Genomic DNA, 24,582 nt, shown 5'->3' with positions numbered 1-24,582 from the left:
CACGGCGTCATCGTGCGATGAACCGGGGGATGTCCCCCGGCCTTGCAAACGGTTACGCGCCGACGATGATCGGTCTTGCCAGAGGGGGAACGGCTGCGCTGGTGGGCGCGATACCGGCCTCGAACTCCGGGCGGAAATATTTGATCGCACTGCCCAGCGGCTCCACGGCACCCGGTGCGTGAGCGCAGAAGGTCTTGCCCGGGCCAAGGAAGCCAACGAGTCCCAGCAGGGTTTCAATATCACCCGCCTGGCCGACACCTTTTTCCAAGGCACGCAAAATCTTCACGCTCCATGGCAAACCGTCACGGCAAGGTGTGCAGAAACCGCAGGATTCCTGAGCGAAGAACTCTTCCATGTTGCGCAGCAGCGAGACCATGTTGACCTTGTCGTCAACGGCCATGGCCAGACCAGTACCCATCCGGGTGCCGACCTTGGCGATGCCACCGGCATACATTTGCGCTTCCAGGTGTTCTGGCAGCAGGAAGCCAGTACCGGCGCCGCCTGGCTGCCAGCACTTGAGCTTGTAACCGTCGCGCATGCCGCCTGCGTAGTCTTCGAACAACTCACGGGCCTGCACGCCGAATGGCAGTTCCCACAGGCCAGGGTTTTTCACCTTGCCGGAGAACCCCATCAGCTTGGTGCCGTGGTCTTCACTGCCTTCGCGGGCGATGGATTTGTACCAGTCATTACCGTTGCCAACGATGGCGGGCACGTTGCACAGGGTTTCGACGTTGTTCACGCAGGTCGGCTTGCCCCACACGCCAACGGCGGCAGGGAAGGGCGGCTTGGAGCGCGGGTTGGCGCGACGGCCTTCCAGTGAGTTGATCAGTGCGGTTTCTTCACCGCAGATATAACGCCCGGCGCCGGTGTGCACGAACAGCTCGAAATCAAAGCCGGTGCCCAGAATGTTCTTGCCCAGCAGGCCGGCTGCCTTGGCTTCTGCCACAGCGCGGTTCAAATGCTTGGCCGCAGTGACGTATTCGCCGCGCAGGAAGATGTAGCCGCGATAGGCTTTCAGCGCACGAGCACTGATCAGCATGCCTTCCACCAACAGGTGTGGCAGCTGCTCCATCAGCATCCGGTCTTTCCAGGTGTTGGGCTCCATTTCATCCGCGTTGCACAGCAGGTAGCGGATGTTCATGGATTCGTCTTTGGGCATCAGGCCCCACTTAACGCCAGTGGGGAAGCCCGCGCCGCCGCGACCTTTAAGGCCGGAGTCTTTGACAGACTGGACGATGTCGTCAGGCGATTGCTGGGTGAGCGCCTTGCGCGCCGCCGCATAACCGTCTTTGGCCTGATACTCGTCGAGCCAGACCGGCTCGCCGTCTTCACGCAGACGCCAGGTCAGCGGATGGGTTTCTGCCGTGCGCGCAATGCGGTTGGCAGGGCCGAAGGAAGTGATGGTCATGGGTAACCCTCCAGCATCTTGGCCACAGTGCCGGGTTGCACGTCGCCAAAGGTGTCATCGTCGACCATCACGGCCGGGGCTTTGTCGCAGTTGCCCAGGCAGCAGACTGGCAGCAGGGTGAAGCGGCCGTCGGCCGTAGTCTGGCCCGGAGCGATGCCCAGCGAGCTCTGGATTTCTTCGACGACCGATTCGTGACCGGCGATGAAGCAGACCATGCTGTTACAGACACGGATGATGTGGCGGCCGACTGGCTGGCGGAAGATCTGGCTGTAGAACGTCGCCACACCTTCAACGTCGCTGGCAGGGATGCCAATCAGTTCGCCGATGGCGTAGATGGCGCCGTCCGGCACCCAGCCACGTTCCTTCTGAACGATCTTCAGGGCTTCGATGGACGCCGCGCGCGGGTCCTCGTAGTGATGCAGCTCGTGCTCGATGGCCGAGCGCTCGGTTTCGCTCAGGGCGAAACGGTCTGTCTGGATAAGCGTGCTGTTCATGCTCATGCTTAGCGGTCCACGTCGGCCATAACGAAATCGATACTACCCAGGTACGCGATCAAGTCCGCGACCATGCTGCCTTTGATCACCGAAGGGATCTGTTGCAGATGCGGGAAGCTTGGGGTGCGGATCCGGGTACGGTAGCTCATGGTGCCGCCGTCGCTCGTCAGGTAGTAACTGTTGATGCCCTTGGTCGCTTCAATCATCTGGAAGGATTCGTTGGCTGGCATGACCGGGCCCCACGAAACTTGCAGGAAGTGCGTGATCAAGGTCTCGATGTGCTGCAGCGTGCGCTCTTTCGGCGGCGGCGTGGTCAGCGGGTGATCCGCCTTGTACGGGCCTTCCGGCATGTTGCGCATGCACTGGTCGATGATCTTGATGCTCTGGCGCATTTCTTCGACGCGAACCATGCAGCGGTCGTAGGCATCACCATTGGCCGCCAACGGCACTTCAAACTCGAAGTTCTCGTAGCCGGAGTAAGGGCGCGCTTTACGCAGGTCGAAATCGCAACCGGTAGAGCGCAGGCCTGCACCGGTGACACCCCATTCCAGGGCCTCTTTGGTGTTATAGGCCGCGACACCAATGGTCCGGCCTTTGAGGATGCTGTTTTGCAGAGCCGCTTTGGTGTATTCGTCGAGACGCTTCGGCAGCCAGTCGACGAAGTCCTTGACCAGTTTTTCCCAACCGCGTGGCAGGTCGTGGGCAACGCCACCGATGCGATACCAGGCCGGGTGCAGACGGAAACCGGTGATGGCTTCGATCACCGTGTAGGCTTTCTGCCGGTCGGTGAAGGTGAAGAACACCGGAGTCATGGCGCCCACGTCCTGAATGTAAGTACCCAGGAACAGCAAGTGGCTGGTGATCCGGAAGAACTCGGCCATCATGATTCGGATGGTGTCGACTTTCTCGGGCACCTTGATGCCAGCCAGTTTCTCGACTGAGAGCACATACGGCAGGTTGTTCATCACGCCGCCCAGATAATCGATCCGGTCGGTGTACGGGATGAAGCTGTGCCACGACTGACGCTCGGCCATTTTCTCGGCACCACGGTGGTGGTAGCCAATGTCCGGAACGCAATCGACGATTTCTTCGCCGTCGAGTTGGAGGATGATGCGGAACGCACCGTGAGCCGAAGGGTGGTTCGGGCCCAGGTTGAGGAACATGTAGTCCTCGTTCGTTCCGGAGCGCTTCATGCCCCAGTCTTCCGGATTGAAGCGCGCGGCTTCTTCTTCCAGTTGCTGCTTGGCCAGCGTCAGGCTGAACGGATCGAATTCGGTGGCGCGCGCCGGGAAGTCCTTGCGCAGCGGGTGACCTTCCCAGGTCGGCGGCATCATGATCCGGCTCAGGTGCGGGTGACCTGGGAAGTCGATACCGAACATGTCCCAGACTTCACGCTCGTACCAGTTGGCGTTGGGCCAGATGCGGGTTACGGTCGGCAGGCTGAGGTCACTTTCGGACAGCGCTACCTTGATCATCACGTCGCTGTTACGTTCGATCGACAGCAAGTGGTAGAACACGCTGAAGTCAGCACCCGGCAAGCCATGGCGCTTGGTACGCAGACGCTCGTCCACGCCATGCAGGTCGTACAGCATGACGTAAGGTTTGGGCAGTTGACGCAGGAAGGTCAGCACCTCGATCAGGCGCGCACGCTCGACCCACAGCACAGGCATGCCAGTGCGGGTCGATTGGGCGGTGAACGCCTCGGCGCCAAAACGGTTGTTCAATTCTACGACGACGTCTTGGTCGTCTGCCTTGTAAGGCGGGATGTACAGAGCACTGCCTGTAGTCATGGTTTTTTATCGCTTTCGGTCAACGTAAAGAATGAAGCCAGCTATTCGTTCTTTAAAAGGAACAGTTCTGGATCAGACTTCGTCGGGGCTGCGCAGATTGGTGACTGCAATTCGCTGTTCGCGGCGCTGTTCCTTTTGCGACGGCATCTCGGCGCGATACACGCCTTGGTCACCGACGACCCAGGAAAGAGGGCGACGCTCCTGGCCGATGGATTCCTGCAACAGCATCAAGCCTTGCAGAAATGCTTCGGGGCGGGGCGGGCAGCCGGGCACATAGACATCCACAGGAAGGAACTTGTCCACGCCCTGAACCACGGAATAAATGTCGTACATACCACCGGAGTTGGCGCACGAACCCATGGAAATAACCCATTTAGGTTCGAGCATTTGCTCGTAGAGACGCTGAATGATCGGCGCCATCTTGATGAAGCAAGTACCGGCAATAACCATGAAATCCGCCTGACGCGGCGATGCCCGGATAACCTCGGCGCCGAAGCGGGCGATGTCGTGGGGCGCCGTGAAGGCGGTTGTCATTTCCACATAGCAGCACGACAAGCCGAAGTTGTACGGCCACAGGGAGTTTTTACGCCCCCAGTTGACCGCACCGTTCAGCACGTCTTCCAGCTTGCCCATGTAGATGTTTTTGTGGACTTGATCTTCTAGCGGGTCGGAAACAGTTTCCCGTTTGCCGATTGGATACTCGTCATTTGGAGCATCCGGGTCGATCCTGGTGAGATTGTATTGCATCGCCAAAGCCTCATTGTTTTAGCTTCGCTTGCCGATTACGGCGACCTTCAGGAGCCCAATCCAGCGCTCCAACCCGCCATAGGTAGACAAGACCTGCCAACAGAATTGCTATGAAAACGAGTGCTTCGACGAATCCGGTCCAGCCGCTTTCGCGGACGGACACAGACCAGGCAAAGAGATATAGGGCTTCAATGTCGAAGATCACGAAGAGCATCGCGACCAGATAGAATTTTGCCGAAAGGCGAAGGCGGGCGCTGCCGGTAGGCAGCATGCCGGATTCAAACGGTTCGTTTTTGCTGCGGCCCCAGGCTTTGCTACCCAAGAGGCTGGAAACACCGAGCATGAAGGCGCACAGGCCGACTACACCCAAAAGGAAAATGGCGAAGCCCCAGTTGTGGGCAATCAAACCTGTCGATTCGGACATGCTGGCATTCCTTGACAGAGATCAATGGTCTCTGAGCTTGAAAATAGTATATGCAGCGACGATATGTCGCAGCGAAATCAATTTCGATGATTTTATGTGCAAAAACAGGGCAAGTAAATTTTCTATATCAAATTAATTTGTGCAATTAATCACTTACAGCCCTGAGTTGAGGGTTTGGAGCAGGCGGGGCGGGGGTTGGCGGGGATTAAGCTAATTATGTTTCGTTCTAAAAAGTTACGGAAGAAGGACAGTTTTCTAAATGATAATAAGTATCATTTGTTATTCGGTGGGTTTAATGGAGTTAATTCTGGAGTAGTTGCAGTTTTTGGCGGATTTCTGACAGTCATGCGTCAACTGCATCTCTGGCACGCAGGCATAAATCTGTTGGAGCGAGGCTTGCCCGCGAATCAGACGCTGCGGTGCATCAGGCATACCGCGTTATCGTTCTTCGCGAGCAAGCTCGGCTCCAACAGAGGATTCGATCTCCTGTTGGCATGGACCTTAGTGAAACTGCTCTTCCTCAGTAGAGCCCGTCAGTGCCGTTACCGAAGACACGCCCCCCTGAATCACGGTGGTCACGTCATCGAAGTAGCCGGTGCCCACTTCCTGCTGGTGCGCCACGAAGGTATAGCCTTTGGCGGCATCGGCGAACTCCTGCTCCTGCAGTTTCACGTAGGCCGTCATGTCGTTGCGGGCGTAGTCGTGCGCCAGGTTGAACATGCTGTGCCACATGTTGTGAATACCCGCCAAGGTAATGAACTGGTGCTTGTAACCCATGGCCGAAAGCTCGCGCTGGAATTTGGCAATGGTCGCGTCGTCCAGATTCTTCTTCCAGTTGAAGGACGGTGAACAGTTGTAGGAGAGCAACTGATCCGGGTACTCCTTCTTGATCGCTTCAGCAAAGCGTCGCGCCTCGTCCAGATCCGGCTTGGCAGTTTCGCACCAGATCAGATCGGCATAAGGCGCGTAGGCCAGGCCGCGAGCGATGGCCTGATCCAGCCCGGCGCGTACCTTGTAGAAGCCTTCATGGGTACGGGTACCCGTCACGAAAGGTTTGTCATACGGATCGCAGTCAGACGTCAGCAGGTCAGCAGCGTTTGCGTCGGTACGCGCCAGGATAATCGTCGGTACACCGGCAACGTCCGCCGCCAGGCGAGCGGCCACCAATTTTTGTACGGCTTCCTGGGTGGGTACCAGAACCTTGCCGCCCATGTGGCCGCATTTCTTGACCGATGCCAGCTGATCTTCGAAGTGCACGCCCGCGGCACCCGCTTCGATCATGCTCTTCATCAGTTCGTAGGCGTTGAGTACGCCGCCAAAACCGGCTTCGGCATCCGCGACGATAGGCGCGAAGTAATCAATGTAGCCTTCATCGCCAGGACCTTTCCCGGCTTTCCACTGAATCTGGTCGGCACGGCGGAAGGAGTTATTGATGCGCTTGACTACGGTCGGCACGGAGTCCACTGGGTACAGCGATTGATCGGGGTACATCGATTCGGCCGAATTATTGTCGGCGGCTACCTGCCAGCCAGACAGATAAATCGCCTGAATACCGGCCTTGACCTGTTGTACCGCCTGACCGCCAGTAAGAGCGCCCATGCAGTTAACGAAGTCCTTGTCAGGACGGAAGGAAGGCTTGGCACCTTGGGTGACCAGATTCCAGAGCTTCTCTGCGCCATTCCTGGCGAACGTGTGTTCAGGTTGAACCGAGCCACGCAGGCGGACGACGTCAGCGGCGGAATACGTACGGGTCACATTTTTCCAGCGCGGATTTTCAGCCCAGTCTTTCTCGAGAGCTGCTATTTGTTGTTCGCGTGTCAGTGCCATGAGCGAAACCCCTTTCACATAAGTTTTGTTGGAATGTCCTGCTCCGCCAAAACGCCCGGATATCGAAGGCAAATGGATGGCTGCTCGCTGATCAGATGTCTGACTATGAGCCTGATTTGCGCGGTGGCGGCGGGAAGAGGTCGTTCGAGGCGGGAAAGGCGAGTTCAGGGCGTAGCTGTGGCGTGCAATCGAGCATCAGAGACGCCCGATTTCGTCACTCAGCAGCTTTGCCGATGGACCGTAATACGCTTCCGTCCCTCAGGACAACTTCGTTCCAGTCGCAACCTCGTCAAACTGCCTTGTGGGCGATACAGACACGAATCGGCTCGTAGGATTTGAGCGCGACCCGAAGGCTCTTTTCAGGGCCTCTGATTAGCGGGAGCGAGGCAATCATGCCTCGCCATTTTTGGCCAGTCAAACGTTTTGTAGTGCTTTTTTATGATCACTACATATTTGCCTCGGTGCGACTGATCAGTCAGTAAAAGGCCCTGTAGTGCCCGATTTTGCGGGAGCCTTCTCACTCAAGGGTTTGCACCATGACGCGCAATGTCATGTCCTCTCGACCCTGGGTTGAATACTGCTGCGTATTGCCTTGGCGGTCAGCAACTGACTGATCGCTCACGCCCGCCAGAGTGATCCATTCACCGAGGCGGCCGCTGACCTGGCTGTCGGTACTTTGGACCTTGAAGGTGTCGGACCGTTCCTGGCTGACGCGATCCCGATTGGTGCTGATGTTCAGGTGCACGATGTCGCCGGTCACGCTGGCTGTAACGTAGAAGCCCTGAGTCACGTTGCGATATTCGGTGTTGCTCTGGGCATAGCCGTAATTGTCGGTCCGTGACGTTGTAACGGGCACGCTCTGACCCACCTGAATCAACGCTGGCGTGCCTTCGCTGGCTTGCACCTGTTGCACGCCACCCTCGCGGCTGGCAGTGCCATAGTTGATGACGCGGTTCTGATTGATGCCATTGCTGCTACGTGAAGCGCTATCGCTGGTGTCGACGCTGATCAGCAAGCGTTTGGCGGCGACATCAAGTTGTGAGAGCAACGCGCGCAGTTCTTCGATTTTGCGCGGCTCGGCATTGACGATCAGCTGGTTGTTATAAGCGCTGACCGTACCGTCCGGGCCGAGGAAGGATTTGGCCACTGGCAGCAGGTCATCGCTGGTCCGGTAGTTGAGGGGAACCACTTCGGTAGCGGCCATGACACCGACACTACATATCAGCAGCAGCGAGGTAAGCAGGGGGCGCAGGAACATAAATCCAATCTCCTGGAACGTCTTAAAAGACCTGAGTTTGCCAGTTTGTCGGCCTGCGTAGGCGCAAGTTGAATCTTCCAATGCAAAACGCCCTGCCGACCTTTACCAGCATAGACAGCTGGCGCAGGCGGGCAGGGCGTCAATTCAGGTCTTTCAGCCTGAGTGGCGGGTCATATTCACGTGAGGCAGTCCTGCCTCAAGAAACTCTTCACTGACGACGGTAAAGCCGAAGCGTTCGTAAAACTCCACGGCTTGTACCTGACCACTGAGTTTTTGTTGCCTCAGATCACGTCGCTCGGCTTCGTTGATGACGGCGCTGAGCAGCGCTTCACCGACGTTCATGCCGCGCCAGTCCTTGAGCACTGACAACCGACCTATTTCACCGTCCGGCAACAGGCGGGCTGTGCCAATGGCAAAGTCACCCTCCAGTGCCAGAAAGTGAATAGCGTCGATGTCTTCAGCATCCCATTCCAGCTCCGGCGGCACCGACTGCTCAGCAACAAACACAGCATCGCGTACACGGCGGATGTCAGCGTTGTCTTTGTGCCAGTCGGCAACACGCACGTTGGTTCTATTCATCGGCAAACCCCAGGCTTCCTTGTTTTACCAGCTCACAGAGCAGGTTGCGTCCTTCTTCATCGGCCAACCATTGGCCGAGGTTGTCACTGTGCAGGGCATCGGCAGCGCAGATCATTTTCAGCAGTTCCCGCAGGCTGCCCGGCAGCAAACGGCTCTGGCCACTGGCAAACAGTAGCAGGTCGTCATCAACTTCGGACCATGCCAGGCGTGCGCTTGGGTTGCGAATGAGAACTGCGCCCTGTTCCAGGCTGCTCAGCAGGTCTTCTTCTTCCAGCTCCGGACCTGTTACCAGTTCCGGGTAGCGTGGTTCTGTCATGAACTGGCCGAACCAGGTCAGCAGCAGGCGCTCGTCGCCCATGTGTTCAGCCAGCAAGGCTTTCAGGCGGTCGAGCGCGTCGTGCTGGATCTGATGAGGATCGTTGGCCGGTTGGGCATCTGCATCCGTGTAGCGCTCTTCATCAGGCGTGAACTGGCTGAGGAAGTCGGTGAAATGGGTCAACACTTCGGCAGCGCTCGGGGCGCGGAAGCCGACCGAATAAGTCAGACAGTCATCAACGGCGACGCCGCAGTGGGCGAGGCGCGGCGGCAGGTAAAGCATGTCGCCCGGTTCCAGCGTCCACTCTTCAGTCATCTGGAAGTCAGACAGGATTCGCAGGTCGGCGTGTTGCAGCAGCGGGCTATCGGAGTCGCACATCTGGCCGATCTGCCAGTGACGCTTGCCGTGGCCCTGTAGCAGGAACACGTCGTAGTTGTCGAAATGCGGGCCGACACCGCCACCCGGTGCGGCGAAGCTGACCATGACGTCATCGATGCGCCAGCTTGGCAGGAAGCGGAAGTTTTCCAGCAGTTCGCTGACTTCCGGCACGAACTGGTCAACGGCTTGCACAAGCAGGGTCCAGTCCTTTTCCGGCAACTTGCTGAACTCGTCTTCCGCGAACGGACCGCGACGCAGTTCCCATGGGCGCTCGCCATTTTCGATGACCAGTCGCGATTCGACTTCTTCTTCCAGGGCCAGGCCAGCCAGCTCGTCAGGATCGATCGGGCTCTGAAAGTCTGGCAGGGCCTGACGGATCAGCAGCGGTTTTTTCTGCCAGTAATCACGCAGGAAAACGCGCGCGCTGATGCCGCCCAGAAGTTGAAGAGGAATATCAGGATTCATGTGTAACCTATTGAAAGTTTGTCTTTTCGAGACTGCAATAAAAACGCCCGGCACTGCCGGGCGTGTGCAATGGTGTGCTTCTGTCAGATGCGCTGTGCTTGAGCTACCGCATTACCGATGTAATTGGCCGGAGTGAGTTTGTTCAACTCGGCCTTGGCCTCGGCAGGCATGTCCAGCGTGTCGATGAACGTCTGCAGGGCTTCAGGGCTGATGCCCTTGCCGCGTGTCAGCTCTTTCAGCTTCTCATACGGGTTTTCGATGTTGTAGCGACGCATGACGGTCTGGATCGGCTCAGCCAGGACTTCCCAGCACGCGTCCAGATCAGCGGCGATTTTCTGCTCGTTGAGCTCCAGCTTGCTGATGCCCTTGAGGGTGGCTTCGTAAGCGATAACGCTGTGGGCGAAGCCGACGCCCAGGTTACGCAGCACGGTGGAGTCGGTCAGGTCGCGCTGCCAGCGGGAGATTGGCAGTTTGCTCGCCAGATGCTGGAACAGTGCGTTGGCGATACCCAGGTTGCCTTCGGAGTTTTCGAAGTCGATCGGGTTGACTTTGTGCGGCATGGTCGACGAACCGATTTCGCCAGCAATCGTGCGCTGTTTGAAGTAACCCAGGGAGATGTAGCCCCAGATATCACGGTCAAAGTCGATCAGGATGGTGTTGAAGCGCGCAATGGCGTCGAACAGCTCGGCAATGTAGTCGTGCGGTTCGATCTGCGTGGTGTAAGGGTTGAAGCCCAGACCCAGTTCGTCTTCGATGAAGGCGCGCGCGTTGGCTTCCCAGTCGATGGACGGATAAGCCGAGATGTGTGCGTTGTAGTTGCCGACTGCACCGTTGATCTTGCCCAGCAGCGGTACCGCAGCGATCTGGGCGATCTGACGCTCCAGACGGTACACAACGTTGGCCAGTTCTTTACCCAGAGTCGTCGGGGAGGCTGGTTGACCGTGGGTGCGCGACAGCATTGGAACGTCAGCAAAACGGATGGCCAGCTCGCGGATCGAATCAGCGATCTTGCGCATCAGGGGCAGCATCACATTGTCGCGGCCTTCGCGCAGCATCAGGGCGTGGGACAGGTTGTTGATGTCCTCGCTGGTGCAGGCGAAGTGGATGAACTCACTCACCTTGTCCAGTTCAGGGAGCTTGGCAGCCTGTTCCTTGAGCAGGTATTCCACGGCCTTGACGTCGTGGTTGGTGGTGCGCTCGATTTCCTTCACGCGCTCGGCGTGGGTGATCGAGAAGTCTTCCGCCAGCGTGTTGAGGATGGCGTTGGCTTCAGCTGAAAACGCTGGGACTTCAGTGATTTCAGGGTGTGCGGCCAGACGCTGGAGCCAGCGTACTTCAACCATGACGCGAAAACGGATCAGACCGTATTCGCTGAAAATGGGGCGCAAGGCCTCGGTTTTACCGGCGTAGCGGCCGTCAACAGGGGAAACCGCAGTGAGCGAAGAAAGCTGCATAGGGTGCTCTCGGACAGTCAGGCAACGAAAAGGGGCGCGTATCATACATGAAAACCAGGCTGGATCGGGTCGGCCTGACCAGCGTATGTCACGCGATGTTTGTCAGCAGTTTCTGCAAATGCGTGGCGAATCAGCCATGCATCAATGGGTACAGTTCTTTCAATAACTTGCGACGGCTTACGACCAGTTGCCAGCGATGGCCGCCATTTTGTCGCCACAGGCGAGCAGAGCGAATACCTGCCAACAGCAGGGCGCGGATTTTCGAGGCATTGCTCGGCTGTTGCAGGTTGCGCATGTCGCCATGCACCTGAATGCGCTGGCGCAGGGTACTCAGGGTGTCCTGATACAAAGCGCCACAGGCCGCGATAACGTTTTCGTGGGCGATGCCGAAGTGTTCAACCTGAGACTGGATTTGTGGCAGGCGGTTGCCTACGGTTTGCAGCATGTCGTCGCGCTTGGCCAGTTGTCTTTCCAGGCCCAGCATCGACAGGGCGTAACGCAGAGGTTCGCGCTGCAGCGTCGACGGATCGCGTTCCAGTGCGCTGGCGAGGGCGCGGTAGCCTTCGCGCAGGTTCAGGTCGTCGCCACCGTAAACGTCCAGCGTGTCTTTGGGATCCTGCACCAGCAGGCTGCCGAGCATGCAGCCCAGGACTGCTTCGCTGCTCTGACCGGTCTTGGCTATGCGGTCTACCAGTACGGCGGCCTGAAATACGCCAGCCAGTGCGACCAATTGCTCCTGAATCGGGGTCATCAACGCTTGTCCTTGCTGTGCCAGGCTTCGGCGATTTCAATCACGCCGCCGCCCAGGCAGATTTCGCCGTCATAAAACACCACGGACTGGCCCGGTGTAACGGCGCGTTGCGGTTCGTCGAAGGTGGCGCGATAGCCGTCGGCGGTCTGCTCCAGCGTGCAAAGCTGATCGCTTTGGCGGTAGCGCACTTTAGCCGTCAGGCGACGCGGCGTGCTCAGGTCGATCGGGTTGACCCAGTAGATCTGCGAAGCCACGAGGGCCCTGGAGAACAGCCAGGGGTGATCGTTGCCCTGACCCACGATCAGCTCGTTGTTCTCAAGGTCCTTGACCAGCACGTACCACGGGTCATCGCTGGCGTCTTTCAGGCCGCCAATGCCCAGGCCCTGGCGCTGGCCGATGGTGTGGTACATCAAGCCGCTGTGGCGACCGATGACTTCACCCTCGGTGGTCTTGATCTCGCCGGGTTGAGCGGGCAGGTACTGGCGCAGGAAATCGGTGAAACGACGTTCGCCAATGAAGCAGATGCCGGTTGAGTCTTTCTTTTTTGCCGTCGCCAGACCGTGCTTCTCAGCGATGGCACGTACTTCTGGCTTTTCCAGTTCTCCGACCGGGAACAGGGTTCGTGCGATCTGATCGCCACCGACTGCGTGCAGGAAGTAGCTCTGGTCCTTGTTAGGGTCCAGCCCCTTGAGCAGTTCGGTGTGGCCATCGATATCCCGGCGGCGCACGTAATGACCGGTGGCAATCAGGTCAGCGCCGAGCATCAGGGCGTAATCGAGGAACGCCTTGAACTTGATTTCGCGGTTACACAGGATGTCCGGGTTCGGCGTGCGACCGGCCTTGTATTCGGCCAGGAAATGCTCGAACACGTTGTCCCAGTATTCAGCAGCGAAGTTGGCGGTATGCAGTTTGATACCGATCTTGTCGCACACGGCCTGGGCGTCGGCCAGGTCTTCACGGGCAGTGCAGTATTCCGTTCCATCGTCTTCTTCCCAGTTCTTCATGAACAGGCCTTCCACCTGATAGCCCTGCTCCATGAGCAGAACGGCAGAAACCGAAGAGTCTACGCCGCCGGACATGCCGACGATGACGCGCTTCTGTGCAGTATCGGAAAGGGTTGAATCAGGCATAGGAATTCAATGGGTAGCTTCGAAAAGGACGCGATTCTAACAGGCCCGGCGGCGGGAGTCTCACGCCTTGTCGCGTAGCAGGTCGAGACTGAAGTGTTCGCCGTTCAGGTAATCGTCCACGCAACGCAGTACCAGCTCACTGCGCCAGCGTTCCTGTTGGGCCACAAGTTCATCCCGGGTCAGCCACAGCGGGCCGATGATGCCGTCGTCCAGTTGATACTCTGGATTGTGGCGCAGCGGTTTGGCGGCAAAGCAGATGCGCTGATAGGTCACACCGTTGCTCGGCGCGGTATACAGATAAATGCCGATGACGCTGGTCAGTTCGACGTCCCAGCCGGTTTCTTCCAGGGTTTCGCGTACAGCGGCGCGCTGCAGGGATTCGTCTGGATCAAGATGCCCGGCAGGCTGGTTGAGTACTGCCTTGCCGCCCTTGAGTTCTTCTACAAAAAGGAATTTGCCTTGATCTTCGACGATCGTGGCGACGGTGACGTGGGCTTGCCAGTTCATGGGGTGGGTGCTCAGTACAGGATTTTTGCTTTTGCGCCTGTACAGACTGTGTGAAAACTACTGCGCTCGGCAATACTGCGTTAAAAACAGCCGAAAAATGCTCATTTAGAACACCTAGACTCCGCTTTTTCGGCTGTTTTTGCCTTGTCTTGCCGTCGCTCGCTACGTTTTCACACAGTCTGTGTAGGAGCGCGCTTGCCCGCGATTGCGTCGTATCAGACGACATCACTATCGATTGGTCTGACGCAATCGCGGGCAAGCGCGCTCCTACAGGCGCAAGACGAAAACGCAAACCCCGGCACAAGGCCGGGGTTCGTGTGCAGCAAAAACCTTAGTTCAGCGAAGCAATCGCTGCGTTCAGGGTTGCGCTTGGGCGCATGACTTTGCTGGTCAACTCAGGGTTCGGGTAGTAGTAACCGCCGATTTCCGCTGGCTTGCCTTGTACAGCGTTCAGTTCGGCAACGATTTTTTCTTCGTTGTCGGCCAGGGTTTTCGCCACTGGGCTGAACTGTGCCTTGAGGGCTGCGTCGTCATTCTGTGCGGCCAGGGCTTGAGCCCAGAACAGCGCCAGGTAGAAGTGGCTGCCGCGGTTGTCGATGTTGCCGACTTTGCGCGAAGGCGACTTGTTGCGGTCCAGGAACTCACCGGTTGCCTGATCCAGAGTCTTCGACAGAACCAGGGCTTTCGGGTTGTTGTAGGTATTGCCCAGGTGCTCCAGAGAAGCGGCCAGAGCCAGGAACTCACCCAGGGAATCCCAACGCAGGAAGTTTTCTTCAACCAGTTGCTGAACGTGCTTCGGAGCCGAACCACCCGCGCCGGTTTCGAACAGACCACCGCCGTTCATCAGCGGCACGATGGACAGCATCTTGGCGCTTGTGCCCAGTTCCATGATCGGGAACAGGTCAGTCAGGTAGTCGCGCAGTACGTTACCGGTGACCGAAATGGTGTCCTTGCCAGCGCGAGTGCGCTCCAGGGTGAACGCCATGGCTTCTACCGGCGACATCACACGGATATCCAGACCGGCAGTCTCGTGATCGGCCAGGTACTTCTGGACTTTCTTGATCATCTCGGCGTCGTGAGCACGAGCCGGATCCAGCCAGAACACCGCAGGGGTGTCGCTGGCGCGAGCGCGGTTGACGGCCAGTTTGACCCAGTCCTGGATCGGCGCGTCCTTGACCTGGCACATGCGCCAGATATCGCCTTCTTCGACGTTTTGCTCCATCAGCACTTTACCGCTGCTGTCCGATACACGGACAACGCCAGCAGTGGCGATCTGGAAGGTCTTGTCGTGGGAGCCGTACTCTTCAGCTTTTTGCGCCATCAGGCCAACGTTTGGCACGCTGCCCATGGTGGTCGGATCGAAAGCGCCGTTTTTCTTGCAGTCGTCGATCACAGCCTGGTAGATGGTTGCGTAGCAACGATCCGGGATCACGGCCTTGGTGTCCTGCAGTTCGCCAGCAGCGTTCCACATTTTGCCCGAGTCACGGATCATGGCCGGCATCGATGCGTCGACGATCACGTCGCTTGGCACGTGCAGGTTGGTGATGCCTTTGTCCGAGTTGACCATTGCCAGTGGGGCGCGTACTGCGTACACGGCCTGGATGTCAGCCTTGATTTCAGCCTGTTTTTCGGCAGGCAGCGCGCTGATACGGTCGTACAGATCGCCGATACCGTTGTTCAGGTTGAAGCCGGCTTGCTTGAGTGCATCGGCGTGCTTGGTCAGCGCGTCCTTGTAGTACTCGGCGACGATCTGGCCGAACATGATCGGGTCGGAGACCTTCATCATGGTGGCTTTCAAGTGAACCGACAGCAGCACGCCTTGCGCCTTGGCATCTTCGATAGCCGATGCGATGAAGCTGCGCAGGGCTTTGGTGCTCATGACCGAAGAATCGATGATCTCGCCTTCTTTCACGGCGGTCTTTTCTTTCAGAACGGTGGCTGTGCCGTCTTGAGCGATCAATTCGATTTTGACGTTATCGGCAGCGCCGATGAGAACGGCCTTTTCACTGCCGTAGAAGTCGCCATTGCTCATGTGGGCAATGTGGGATTTCGAGTCTGCAGCCCAGGCGCCCATTTTATGCGGGTGCTTGCGAGCGTAGTTCTTGACCGACAACGGTGCGCGGCGGTCCGAGTTGCCTTCACGCAGAACCGGGTTCACGGCGCTGCCTTTAGTCTTGTCGTAGCGCGCACGGACGTCTTTTTCCGCGTCTGTGCTCGGCGACTCAGGGTAGTCAGGGATCTTGAAGCCCAGGTCTTGCAGTTCTTTGATGGTCGCCTTGAGTTGAGGGACCGAGGCGCTGATGTTTGGCAGCTTGATGATGTTGGCTTCTGGTGTGGTAGCCAGCTTGCCCAGCTCGGCGAGGTGGTCGCCGATTTGCTGATCAGCGCTCAGGGATTCAGGGAAGCTGGAAAGAATGCGGCCCGCCAGAGAGATGTCTCGCGTTTCAACGTCGATATCAGAGGAGGCAGTGAAGGCTTCGATGATAGGAAGAAGCGAGTAGGTGGCGAGTGCTGGAGCTTCGTCGGTAAAGGTGTAGATGATCTTCGAACGGTTGGACATTTCGTATGAACTCTCTGTTTTGCTGAGCATGCACAAAATCTCGATGCGCGCAGGGTATGCACTTTGCTCGCAGTCTCTTTTTCTTGAGCCTGAGTCGAGGTTTATTCGCGATGATGATGGTAGGTGCATCAGTCGAGCGTCAAGCGGTCGGACGGCAGTTGCTGCCCAACGCATACAAGGGCGCAAAGTCTCTTTCCAGACTGGTTCGCCCCTATGACCCGTTAGTCACGGCGGGAGTATATCAAACCCTTGGCGCTAAGCATTAATGCTAAGCGCTTGAGGTCGCATAAGGTATTGGCCGTTGGTCGAGGTAGGCGGGAAGCGCGGGCTCGCGGTACACGCGCAGAGCATCTGTAAACAGGCGTTACAAACGAAATCGGCCGGTTCAGATAACTGGACCGGCCGATTTTTCAGGATTGGCATATCTGGCAGGTTTTCGGATCAGGCGGTGACCTTCTCCTGCAATCCTGCCCGGGTGGTGACAGGGCTGGGCGACCCCGCTGGCTCGTTTGTGATTGCCGCCTTGATCTCTACAGCATGCATACCCTTGGGGCCCTGGATGATTTCAAAGTTGACGGGCTGACCTGCCTTGAGGGTCTTGTAGCCGTCCATTTTGATAGCAGAATAGTGGGCGAACAGGTCCTCGGACTTCCCGTCCTCCACGATAAAGCCATAGCCTTTCGCATTATTGAACCATTTGACCTTACCGCTATACATAGTCATATCCTTCTGCAAAGGACTCCGTTGGGAGTATCATCAACCTCATCCGCCGGACCGAAAAAAATTTTGGTTGACTGCGCGGACCCTTTTTACCCAATGTGGGTTCTATTGTTTGTAACACTGATTAGCCGATAGTCAAGGTCACGCGGCGGTCCATTTGAAAACCGGTCAGACTGCGACTCATTATTCAATCCGCCCTTTACGAACTTTTCTTTCCATGCATGCAATCAGCAAGATTCGACTAATATCAAATCAGGACAGTCCGGATTCCCATGAGGATGACGCGGCTGGCATCGCGGTTCAGGATGCCAAGCCGACATTACAGGCGCCGCCGATGTACAAGGTGGTTTTATTTAATGATGATTACACCCCGATGGATTTCGTTGTCGAAGTGCTCGAGGTGTTCTTCAACCTGAATCGTGAGCTGGCAACCAAGGTCATGCTGGCCGTCCATACAGAGGGACGGGCAGTATGTGGATTGTTTACCCGCGACATCGCCGAGACCAAGGCAATGCAGGTCAACCAATACGCCAGGGAAAGCCAGCATCCGCTACTCTGTGAGATCGAGAAGGACGGTTAATCGCCGACCACTTGGGTATGAGGTGAAGCTATGTTAAACCGTGAGCTCGAAGTCACCCTCAATCTGGCCTTCAAGGAGGCTCGTTCGAAACGTCATGAATTCATGACTGTCGAGCACCTTCTGCTGGCTTTATTGGACAATGAGGCTGCCGCCACTGTTCTGCGTGCCTGCGGCGCAAACCTCGATAAGCTCAAGCATGATTTGCAGGAGTTCATCGACTCCACCACGCCGCTGATTCCCGTCCATGACGAGGATCGCGAGACCCAGCCAACCCTGGGCTTCCAACGCGTCCTGCAACGTGCTGTATTCCATGTACAGAGCTCGGGCAAGCGTGAAGTCACCGGCGCAAACGTGCTGGTTGCAATTTTCAGTGAGCAGGAAAGCCAGGCAGTGTTTCTGCTCAAGCAGCAGAGCGTGGCGCGCATAGATGTCGTCAACTACATTGCCCACGGCATATCCAAAGTGCCTGGGCAGGGCGATCACTCTGAAGGTGAGCAAGATATGCAGGACGACGAGGGTGGTGAGTCTTCTGCTTCAGGTAATCCGCTGGATGCGTATGCCAGCAACCTTAACGAATTAGCGCGTCAGGGGCGTATTGACCCTCTGGTTGGTCGTGAGCAGGAAGTCGAGCGAGTCGCGCAGATTCTGGCGCGTCGTCGCAAGAACAATCCGCTTCTGGTCGGTGAGGCTGGTGTTGGCAAAACCGCTATTGCTGAAGGTCTGGCCAAGCGTATTGTCGACAATCAGGTGCCTGATCTACTGGCCAATAGTGTGGTGTATTCCCTTGATCTGGGAGCACTGCTGGCGGGCACCAAATATCGCGGTGATTTCGAGAAGCGCTTCAAGGCGTTGCTCGGCGAGCTGAAAAAGCGTCCTCACGCGATCCTGTTTATCGATGAAATCCACACGATCATTGGCGCAGGTGCTGCGTCCGGTGGTGTGATGGATGCGTCGAATCTGCTCAAACCGCTGCTTTCGTCAGGTGATATTCGCTGCATCGGCTCGACGACCTTCCAGGAATTCCGTGGCATCTTCGAAAAAGATCGGGCTTTGGCTCGGCGCTTCCAGAAGGTCGACGTCTCGGAGCCGTCGGTTGAAGACACCATCGGCATCCTGAGAGGCCTCAAAGGGCGTTTCGAGTCGCATCACGACATCGAGTACAGCGATGAAGCCTTGCGTGCCGCTGCTGAACTGGCATCGCGCTATATCAATGACCGTCACATGCCCGATAAAGCGATCGATGTGATCGACGAGGCGGGGGCTTACCAGCGCCTGCAACCGGTCGAGAAGCGTGTGAAACGTATCGAAGTGGCGCAGGTTGAAGACATCGTCGCGAAAATCGCACGAATTCCGCCTAAGCACGTCAACAGCTCCGACAAGGAGTTGCTGAGGAATCTTGAGCGAGATTTGAAGCTGACCGTATTTGGTCAGGATGCGGCGATTGATTCACTTTCCACCGCGATCAAGTTGTCTCGCGCTGGCCTGAAGTCACCTGACAAGCCAGTGGGTTCGTTCCTATTCGCCGGTCCTACCGGTGTCGGCAAGACCGAAGCCGCTCGTCAGTTGGCCAAGGCTCTTGGTATCGAGCTGGTGCGTTTCGACATGTCCGAATACATGGAGCGGCACACGGTTTCTCGCTTGATCGGCGCTCCGCCAGGTTATGTCGGTTTTGATCAGGGCGGTCTTCTGACCGAAGCGATCACCAAACAGCCGCATTGCGTGCTGCTGCTCGATGAAATCGAGAAAGCACATCCGGAAGTCTTCAATCTGCTCTTGCAGGTGATGGACCACGGGACGCTGACCGATAACAACGGGCGCAAAGCGGACTTCCGTAATGTGATCGTGATCATGACCACTAACGCTGGTGCTGAGTCGGCGGCCCGGGCTTCGATTGGCTTTACTCATCAGGACCACTCGTCTGATGCGATGGAAGTCATCAAGAAGAGCTTCACGCCTGAGTTCCGCAACCGTCTGGACACCATCATTCAATTTGGTCGCCTCAGTCATGAGGTCATCAAAAGCGTGGTGGACAAGTTCCTCACCGAGCTTCAGGCGCAGCTGGAAGACAAGCGTGTGCTGCTTGAGGTAACCGAGGCGGCGAGAAGCTATCTGGCACAAGGTGTGTTACGATGCCGCAATGGGTGCCCGTCCAATGGCGCGTTTGATTCAGGACAAGATCAAGCGTCCGTTGGCCGAGGAGATCCTGTTTGGCGAGCTGGCCGACCATGGCGGTGTGGTACACATCGACTTCAGGGACGGCGAGATCACCTTCGACTACGAAACCACAGCAGAAATGGCCTAGGTCTTATCGGGCCATAAAAGCCCCGCATCTCGAAAGAGGTGCGGGGTTTTTTGTTGGCGTTATCGCATCGTCGTAGGACCGGCTTTAGCCGGGAGGGGGTCAGTGTGTTTTGCGGTGTCGCGAAAACTGCCCTCCCGGCTAAAGCCGGTCCTACGTAAAAACCGGGCACACAAAAACGCCCGGCAGAAACCGGGCGTTTTTGTTAAGACTTGCTTATCGAGCGCGGTAAGTAATGCGCCCTTTGCTCAAGTCGTAGGGCGTCAGTTCAACACGCACCTTGTCACCGGTAAGAATACGGATGTAATTCTTGCGCATCTTGCCGGAGATATGCGCGGTTACGACGTGCCCGTTTTCCAACTCCACACGAAACATGGTGTTGGGCAGGGTGTCGACGACAGTGCCTTCCATTTCGAAGCTGTCTTCTTTCGACATGCAGTAAAGCCCTCGGTATCTAATGAGTGGCCCGGTGCAAGTGGCGCCAGGCAAAAGCGGCGTGCATTGTGCCCGAAAAATGCCGGTTAAGCCAAGGTCTTCAATAAAGAGTGATCCATCTTTGGTTTGTCAGCAGCTCGATGGGCCGATATTGGGTCTTGTAATTCATCTTTTGGCAGTTCTTTATCCAGTAGCCCAGGTACACCGCATGCAGCTGCTGGCGTGCAGCTTCGGCGATTTGCCACAAAATGGCGTAGCGCCCCAGACTGCGGCGTTCTTCAGTGGGTTCGTAGAAGGTATAAACCGCAGAAAGGCCGTTGGGCAGTACGTCGGTAACAGCGACTGCCAGCAGGCGATTATCCAGGCGAAATTCATAGAATCTGCAGAACGGCAGGTCGCGTACTAAAAAAGTCGAAAATTGATCGCGGCTAGGTGGAAACATGTCGCCGTCAGCATGGCGCTGTTCGATGTAGCGTTGGTAGAGGTCGAAATATTCTTCAGTAAAACGCGGTTTAGTGCAGCGCACTTCAATGTCGGCGTTGCGTTTGAAAATACGCTTTTGTTGCCGGTCAGGCGAAAAAAGATCGACCGGGATGCGCGCAGGCACGCAAGCACTGCAGTTTTGACAATGGGGTCGATAAAGATGGTCGCCGCTACGGCGAAAGCCCATGTCCGAAAGATCGGCGTAAACTTCCACGTCCATCGGCTGGCTGGGGTCCAGAAACAGCGTGGTGGCTTGCTCTTCCGGCAAATAGCTGCACGAGTGGGGTTGAGTGGCATAAAACTTCAGCCGCGCCAGCTCTGTCATGATTGCCCCCGCCGCAAAAAATAAATCGTTATCAAGAGTGTATGTCAGCCTGCTGAACTCGCCTAGGCAGCCAGTCGGCGTTATTGGGCTGATCCAGATGGCGAGTCAGGAAATCGGAAAACGCTTTGCGTGAAATGGACCTGGCACCGAAGCTTTGCAGGTGACTGGTATGCATCTGGCAGTCAATCAGCACGAATCCCCAGGCTTTCAAGCGCTCCACCAGCGTGGCAAAGCCAACCTTGGAGGCATTGTCAGCCCGACTGAACATCGACTCGCCAAAAAACAGCTGCCCCATCGCCAGTCCATAAAGCCCGCCAACCAGCACTTCGTTTTCCCACACTTCGACACTGTGGGCGTAGCCGCGTTGGTGCAGTTCCAGATAAGCGGCCTGGATTGAGCCGGTAATCCAGGTGCCGTCAGCGTAGGCACGTGGCCCGGCGCACGCCCGTATCACCTCCGCGAAATTCTGATCGAGGGTCACGCGATAGCGCTCCTGACGTATCAGTTTGGCAAGGCTGCGTGAAACATGGAGCTCATCAGGGAAGATCACGGTTCTTGGATCGGGTGACCACCAGAGAATGGGCTGCCCATCCTGAAACCAGGGAAAGCAGCCGTGACGATAAGCCTGCACCAGTCGGTCGGGAGACAGATCGCCCCCTGCCGCGAGCAGGCCATCGGGTTCACGCAAGGCCTTTTCCAGCGGCGGAAAAATCAGGTTGTCACGTTTTAGCCAGGTCAGCATAGGGCAGCACTTTACGGAAGGGGAGGGCGGGGGAAGCAGCGTGATTGCAACTCCATACGGCAGTCGTGGTCATAATCGGTCGTCTGTCGCACGCAAGCGTCTTGCGCGTGCTCCTTGATACGTGAAGCCGTATGGACAATTGATCGTTCGGTTAAAAAATACGGCATAAGTCTTTGTCACAAAAGAGAATGCATGCTCAAATTCAACGTTTGCGGCGGGGCTTGAAGATGGGCCATGTCCACGCCAGACTAATGTTCGGCGAGCAAGGGGCGTTTGACCATCAGCCAAGGCTGGCTTCATCCGACAGCACAATCCGAAACTACCCGGCCAGAACGCCGTTTACAAGGCAGGATGCTACCGTGGCATCAGGCGTACAAATCCGTACAATGCGCGCTTTGCAAGCTGCCGTTCAAGCTGTATGGCATGGCAAATTGTTTTGCAGATTCAGTCGTTGGTAGTCAATCACCAGATGTTCGCGCTCTAGCGCAGGAATAAAAGCGTTTTGAAGAAATCCACCGCAGTACCCAGCCCCGTTCCGCTCTGGCGGCAGCAATTGCACTACCGGCTCAAGGAAGGTGCATTGATCGCCTTTGGCGCGCTGTGCCTGTATTTGATGATGGCGTTGCTGACCTACGACCAGAACGACCCGGGCTGGAGTCATACCAGCAGCTCGGTGGAGGTTCAGAACGCGGCTGGCCGTGCTGGCGCCTTCTGTGCCGATATCCTGTTCATGGTGCTGGGCTACTTTGCCTACATTTTCCCGCTGTTGCTGGCCGTCAAGGCCTGGCAGGTGTTTCGTCATCGCCATGAACCGTGGCAGTGGAGCGGCTGGCTTTTTTCATGGCGGCTGATAGGTCTGGTGTTTCTGGTGCTTGCTGGTGCTGCGCTGGCGCATATTCACTTTCATTTCGCGGCAGGTTTTCCCGGCTCAGCTGGCGGTGTACTCGGTGAAATTCTTGGTGACATGGCCAAGAAGGCCCTGAATATCCAGGGCAGTACGCTGTTATTCATTGCCTTGTTCCTGTTTGGTCTTACAGTGTTTACCGATCTGTCGTGGTTCAAGGTCATGGATGTGACCGGCAAGATCACCCTTGATCTGTTCGAACTGTTTTACGACGCGGTGAACAACTGGTGGGCGGCGCGTAACGAACGCAAGCAGATGGTTGCACAACTGCGTGAAGTGGATGACCGCGTCAACGAAGTAGTAGCGCCTGCTACCTCTGATCGTCGTGAGCAGGCCAAGGCCAAAGAACGTCTGATCGAGCGCGAGAAGGCCTTGAGCACGCATATGGCCGCTCGTGAAACCCATATTCCGGCCGTCATTGCGCCTGCTCCTGCCAAGGCACCGGAGCCAAGCAAGCGTGTACTGAAGGAAAAACAGGCACCGTTGTTTGTTGATAGCGCCGTAGAAGGCACCTTGCCTCCGATCTCGATCCTTGATCCGGCGGAAAAGAAGCAGCTCAATTATTCTCCTGAGTCTCTCGCCGCCGTTGGCCACTTGCTGGAAATCAAGCTCAAGGAGTTTGGCGTCGAAGTGTCGGTGGATTCCATTCATCCGGGTCCGGTGATTACCCGATACGAGATCCAGCCAGCAGCAGGCGTCAAGGTCAGCCGTATTGCCAACCTCGCCAAAGACCTCGCGCGTTCCCTGGCCGTGACCAGCGTTCGTGTGGTTGAAGTCATTCCAGGCAAGACCACAGTCGGTATCGAGATTCCCAACGAAGACCGGCAGATCGTGCGTTTCTCCGAGGTCCTTTCGACCCCTGAGTACGACAACGCCAAGTCGCCGGTCACGCTGGCACTGGGTCATGACATCGGCGGTAAGCCGGTCATCACCGACCTGGCGAAGATGCCTCACTTGCTGGTGGCCGGTACGACCGGTTCCGGTAAGTCGGTGGGTGTAAACGCCATGATCCTGTCGATTCTGTTCAAGTCTGGCCCGGAAGACGCCAAGCTGATCATGATCGACCCGAAAATGCTTGAGCTGTCGATCTACGAAGGCATTCCGCACCTGCTTTGCCCGGTCGTCACAGACATGAAAGACGCCGCCAATGCCTTGCGCTGGAGCGTTGCCGAGATGGAGCGGCGCTACAAGCTGATGGCGAAGATGGGCGTGCGTAACCTGTCCGGCTTCAACCAGAAGGTCAAGGAAGCTCAGGACGCAGGCACGCCGCTGGCCGATCCGCTCTACAAGCGCGAAAGTATTCATGATGAAGCGCCGCTGCTGACCAAGCTGCCAACTATCGTTGTGGTGGTGGACGAGTTCGCCGACATGATGATGATCGTCGGCAAGAAGGTCGAAGAGCTGATTGCGCGTATTGCCCAGAAGGCTCGTGCGGCGGGTATCCACCTGATTCTCGCGACCCAGCGTCCATCGGTTGACGTGATTACCGGTCTGATCAAGGCCAACATCCCGACGCGTATGGCGTTTCAGGTGTCGAGCAAGATCGACTCGCGAACCATCATCGACCAGGGCGGTGCCGAGCAATTGCTGGGTCACGGTGACATGCTGTACATGCCTCCAGGCACCAGCTTGCCGATTCGTGTTCACGGTGCGTTTGTTTCCGATGAGGAAGTACACCGCGTGGTTGAGGCCTGGAAGCTGCGTGGCACGCCGGATTACAACGACGATATTCTGGCCGGTGTCGAGGAGGCCGGTAGCGGCTTCGACGGCGGCAGCGGTGAGGGCGGCGAAGACAGCGAAAGCGATGCGCTCTATGACGAGGCGGTCAAGTTCGTGCTGGAAAGCCGCCGGGCTTCGATTTCTGCGGTACAGCGCAAGCTGAAAATTGGCTACAACCGTGCTGCCCGGATGATCGAGGCCATGGAAATGGCTGGCGTCGTGACCTCCATGAATACCAACGGCTCGCGTGAAGTAATTGCGCCGGCCCCGATGCGCGACTGATCGCG

20 protein-coding genes and 1 pseudogene are annotated in these 24,582 nt (G+C 57.0%); 3 read left to right on the top strand and 18 right to left on the bottom strand.

Annotated features, from left to right (window positions below):
• Nucleotides 1–52: 52 nt before the first annotated feature.
• From nuoF to cspD, 15 genes are all read right to left on the bottom strand, one after another.
• Complete coding sequence (gene nuoF / locus AO242_RS27960) at nucleotides 53–1,408, bottom strand: NADH-quinone oxidoreductase subunit NuoF (protein ID WP_099271220.1); 1,356 nt, start codon at nucleotides 1,406–1,408, stop codon at nucleotides 53–55.
• Nucleotides 1,405–1,902, bottom strand: a complete 498-nt coding sequence (gene nuoE / locus AO242_RS27955; RefSeq protein ID WP_032627860.1) for an NADH-quinone oxidoreductase subunit NuoE — start codon at nucleotides 1,900–1,902, stop codon at nucleotides 1,405–1,407. The genes nuoF and nuoE overlap by 4 nt, the downstream gene beginning before the upstream one ends.
• An 8-nt stretch (nucleotides 1,903–1,910) precedes the next feature.
• Nucleotides 1,911–3,692, bottom strand: a complete 1,782-nt coding sequence (gene nuoC / locus AO242_RS27950) for an NADH-quinone oxidoreductase subunit C/D (RefSeq protein ID WP_027899396.1) — start codon at nucleotides 3,690–3,692, stop codon at nucleotides 1,911–1,913.
• Between the two features lie 72 nt (nucleotides 3,693–3,764).
• On the bottom strand, nucleotides 3,765–4,439 hold the full coding sequence (locus AO242_RS27945; RefSeq protein WP_032627858.1) for a NuoB/complex I 20 kDa subunit family protein: 675 nt from the start codon (nucleotides 4,437–4,439) through the stop codon (nucleotides 3,765–3,767).
• 10 nt (nucleotides 4,440–4,449) lie between these two features.
• A complete protein-coding gene (locus tag AO242_RS27940; RefSeq protein ID WP_027899398.1) occupies nucleotides 4,450–4,863 on the bottom strand; it encodes an NADH-quinone oxidoreductase subunit A in 414 nt (137 codons plus the stop codon).
• Between the two features lie 501 nt (nucleotides 4,864–5,364).
• Nucleotides 5,365–6,690 (bottom strand): isocitrate lyase, encoded by a 1,326-nt coding sequence (aceA, locus tag AO242_RS27935; protein ID WP_027899399.1) that lies wholly within the window; start codon nucleotides 6,688–6,690, stop codon nucleotides 5,365–5,367.
• 517 nt (nucleotides 6,691–7,207) lie between these two features.
• Nucleotides 7,208–7,948 (bottom strand): secretin N-terminal domain-containing protein, encoded by a 741-nt coding sequence (locus AO242_RS27930; protein ID WP_027899400.1) that lies wholly within the window; start codon nucleotides 7,946–7,948, stop codon nucleotides 7,208–7,210.
• Nucleotides 7,949–8,101: 153 nt separating this feature from the next.
• Complete coding sequence (locus AO242_RS27925) at nucleotides 8,102–8,527, bottom strand: GNAT family N-acetyltransferase (protein WP_027899401.1); 426 nt, start codon at nucleotides 8,525–8,527, stop codon at nucleotides 8,102–8,104.
• Nucleotides 8,520–9,686 (bottom strand): ribosomal protein uL16 3-hydroxylase, encoded by a 1,167-nt coding sequence (locus AO242_RS27920; RefSeq protein WP_099271219.1) that lies wholly within the window; start codon nucleotides 9,684–9,686, stop codon nucleotides 8,520–8,522. Before AO242_RS27920 ends, AO242_RS27925 begins: the two co-directional genes overlap by 8 nt.
• Before the next feature lie 83 nt (nucleotides 9,687–9,769).
• Nucleotides 9,770–11,140 carry an adenylosuccinate lyase gene (gene purB, locus AO242_RS27915; RefSeq protein ID WP_099271218.1) on the bottom strand — a complete coding sequence of 457 codons (1,371 nt, stop codon included), beginning with the start codon at nucleotides 11,138–11,140 and terminating at the stop codon, nucleotides 9,770–9,772.
• 130 nt (nucleotides 11,141–11,270) lie between these two features.
• On the bottom strand, nucleotides 11,271–11,891 hold the full coding sequence (gene hflD, locus AO242_RS27910) for a high frequency lysogenization protein HflD (protein WP_027899404.1): 621 nt from the start codon (nucleotides 11,889–11,891) through the stop codon (nucleotides 11,271–11,273).
• Nucleotides 11,891–13,021 (bottom strand): tRNA 2-thiouridine(34) synthase MnmA, encoded by a 1,131-nt coding sequence (gene mnmA, locus AO242_RS27905; protein ID WP_099271217.1) that lies wholly within the window; start codon nucleotides 13,019–13,021, stop codon nucleotides 11,891–11,893. The genes hflD and mnmA overlap by 1 nt, the downstream gene beginning before the upstream one ends.
• 60 nt (nucleotides 13,022–13,081) lie before the next feature.
• On the bottom strand, nucleotides 13,082–13,528 hold the full coding sequence (locus AO242_RS27900; RefSeq protein WP_099271216.1) for an NUDIX hydrolase: 447 nt from the start codon (nucleotides 13,526–13,528) through the stop codon (nucleotides 13,082–13,084).
• Between the two features lie 331 nt (nucleotides 13,529–13,859).
• Nucleotides 13,860–16,088 (bottom strand): NADP-dependent isocitrate dehydrogenase, encoded by a 2,229-nt coding sequence (locus AO242_RS27895; protein WP_099271249.1) that lies wholly within the window; start codon nucleotides 16,086–16,088, stop codon nucleotides 13,860–13,862.
• A 441-nt stretch (nucleotides 16,089–16,529) separates the two neighbouring features.
• On the bottom strand, nucleotides 16,530–16,811 hold the full coding sequence (gene cspD, locus AO242_RS27890) for a cold shock domain-containing protein CspD (protein WP_306475070.1): 282 nt from the start codon (nucleotides 16,809–16,811) through the stop codon (nucleotides 16,530–16,532).
• Nucleotides 16,812–17,025: 214 nt separating this feature from the next.
• Here cspD and clpS point away from each other — a divergent pair, with 214 nt between their 5' ends.
• Together clpS and clpA are read left to right on the top strand one after the other, a co-directional pair.
• Nucleotides 17,026–17,388 (top strand): ATP-dependent Clp protease adapter ClpS, encoded by a 363-nt coding sequence (gene clpS / locus AO242_RS27885; RefSeq protein ID WP_027899409.1) that lies wholly within the window; start codon nucleotides 17,026–17,028, stop codon nucleotides 17,386–17,388.
• A 30-nt stretch (nucleotides 17,389–17,418) separates the two neighbouring features.
• A pseudogene (gene clpA, locus AO242_RS27880) lies at nucleotides 17,419–19,690 on the top strand (ATP-dependent Clp protease ATP-binding subunit ClpA).
• 213 nt (nucleotides 19,691–19,903) lie between these two features.
• Here the strand turns inward: clpA and infA are convergent.
• The 3 genes from infA to aat form a co-directional block, all read right to left on the bottom strand.
• Nucleotides 19,904–20,122 carry a translation initiation factor IF-1 gene (gene infA / locus AO242_RS27875; RefSeq protein ID WP_002553999.1) on the bottom strand — a complete coding sequence of 73 codons (219 nt, stop codon included), beginning with the start codon at nucleotides 20,120–20,122 and terminating at the stop codon, nucleotides 19,904–19,906.
• Nucleotides 20,123–20,222: 100 nt separating this feature from the next.
• Complete coding sequence (locus tag AO242_RS27870; RefSeq protein ID WP_027899223.1) at nucleotides 20,223–20,930, bottom strand: arginyltransferase; 708 nt, start codon at nucleotides 20,928–20,930, stop codon at nucleotides 20,223–20,225.
• A gap of 31 nt (nucleotides 20,931–20,961) precedes the next feature.
• Entirely contained in the window at nucleotides 20,962–21,672 is a 711-nt protein-coding gene (gene aat / locus AO242_RS27865) for a leucyl/phenylalanyl-tRNA--protein transferase (protein WP_099271214.1), read from the bottom strand.
• A gap of 502 nt (nucleotides 21,673–22,174) precedes the next feature.
• On the opposite strand from aat, the gene ftsK reads away from it, so the two are divergent.
• Nucleotides 22,175–24,577 (top strand): DNA translocase FtsK, encoded by a 2,403-nt coding sequence (gene ftsK, locus AO242_RS27860; RefSeq protein ID WP_027899221.1) that lies wholly within the window; start codon nucleotides 22,175–22,177, stop codon nucleotides 24,575–24,577.
• The last annotated feature ends 5 nt before the right edge of the window (nucleotides 24,578–24,582 follow it).

Source organism: Pseudomonas sp. ICMP 561 (assembly GCF_002699985.1).
Taxonomy (GTDB): Bacteria; Pseudomonadota; Gammaproteobacteria; order Pseudomonadales; family Pseudomonadaceae; genus Aquipseudomonas; species Aquipseudomonas quasicaspiana.
Note: the sequence above shows the minus strand (reverse complement) of the source record. Positions and strands in the feature narration are given on the sequence as shown.

Excerpts from the sequence above, each read along its gene's own strand:
- nuoF (WP_099271220.1), bottom strand. The coding sequence starts at position 1,408 with ATGACCATCACTTCCTTCGGCCCTGCCAACCGCATTGCGCGCACGGCA.
- nuoE (WP_032627860.1), bottom strand. The coding sequence starts at position 1,902 with ATGAACAGCACGCTTATCCAGACAGACCGTTTCGCCCTGAGCGAAACC.
- nuoC (WP_027899396.1), bottom strand. The coding sequence starts at position 3,692 with ATGACTACAGGCAGTGCTCTGTACATCCCGCCTTACAAGGCAGACGAC.
- AO242_RS27945 (WP_032627858.1), bottom strand. The coding sequence starts at position 4,439 with ATGCAATACAATCTCACCAGGATCGACCCGGATGCTCCAAATGACGAG.
- AO242_RS27940 (WP_027899398.1), bottom strand. The coding sequence starts at position 4,863 with ATGTCCGAATCGACAGGTTTGATTGCCCACAACTGGGGCTTCGCCATT.
- aceA (WP_027899399.1), bottom strand. The coding sequence starts at position 6,690 with ATGGCACTGACACGCGAACAACAAATAGCAGCTCTCGAGAAAGACTGG.
- AO242_RS27930 (WP_027899400.1), bottom strand. The coding sequence starts at position 7,948 with ATGTTCCTGCGCCCCCTGCTTACCTCGCTGCTGCTGATATGTAGTGTC.
- AO242_RS27925 (WP_027899401.1), bottom strand. The coding sequence starts at position 8,527 with ATGAATAGAACCAACGTGCGTGTTGCCGACTGGCACAAAGACAACGCT.
- AO242_RS27920 (WP_099271219.1), bottom strand. The coding sequence starts at position 9,686 with ATGAATCCTGATATTCCTCTTCAACTTCTGGGCGGCATCAGCGCGCGC.
- purB (WP_099271218.1), bottom strand. The coding sequence starts at position 11,140 with ATGCAGCTTTCTTCGCTCACTGCGGTTTCCCCTGTTGACGGCCGCTAC.
- hflD (WP_027899404.1), bottom strand. The coding sequence starts at position 11,891 with ATGACCCCGATTCAGGAGCAATTGGTCGCACTGGCTGGCGTATTTCAG.
- mnmA (WP_099271217.1), bottom strand. The coding sequence starts at position 13,021 with ATGCCTGATTCAACCCTTTCCGATACTGCACAGAAGCGCGTCATCGTC.
- AO242_RS27900 (WP_099271216.1), bottom strand. The coding sequence starts at position 13,528 with ATGAACTGGCAAGCCCACGTCACCGTCGCCACGATCGTCGAAGATCAA.
- AO242_RS27895 (WP_099271249.1), bottom strand. The coding sequence starts at position 16,088 with ATGTCCAACCGTTCGAAGATCATCTACACCTTTACCGACGAAGCTCCA.
- cspD (WP_306475070.1), bottom strand. The coding sequence starts at position 16,811 with ATGACTATGTATAGCGGTAAGGTCAAATGGTTCAATAATGCGAAAGGC.
- clpS (WP_027899409.1), top strand. The coding sequence starts at position 17,026 with ATGCATGCAATCAGCAAGATTCGACTAATATCAAATCAGGACAGTCCG.
- infA (WP_002553999.1), bottom strand. The coding sequence starts at position 20,122 with ATGTCGAAAGAAGACAGCTTCGAAATGGAAGGCACTGTCGTCGACACC.
- AO242_RS27870 (WP_027899223.1), bottom strand. The coding sequence starts at position 20,930 with ATGACAGAGCTGGCGCGGCTGAAGTTTTATGCCACTCAACCCCACTCG.
- aat (WP_099271214.1), bottom strand. The coding sequence starts at position 21,672 with ATGCTGACCTGGCTAAAACGTGACAACCTGATTTTTCCGCCGCTGGAA.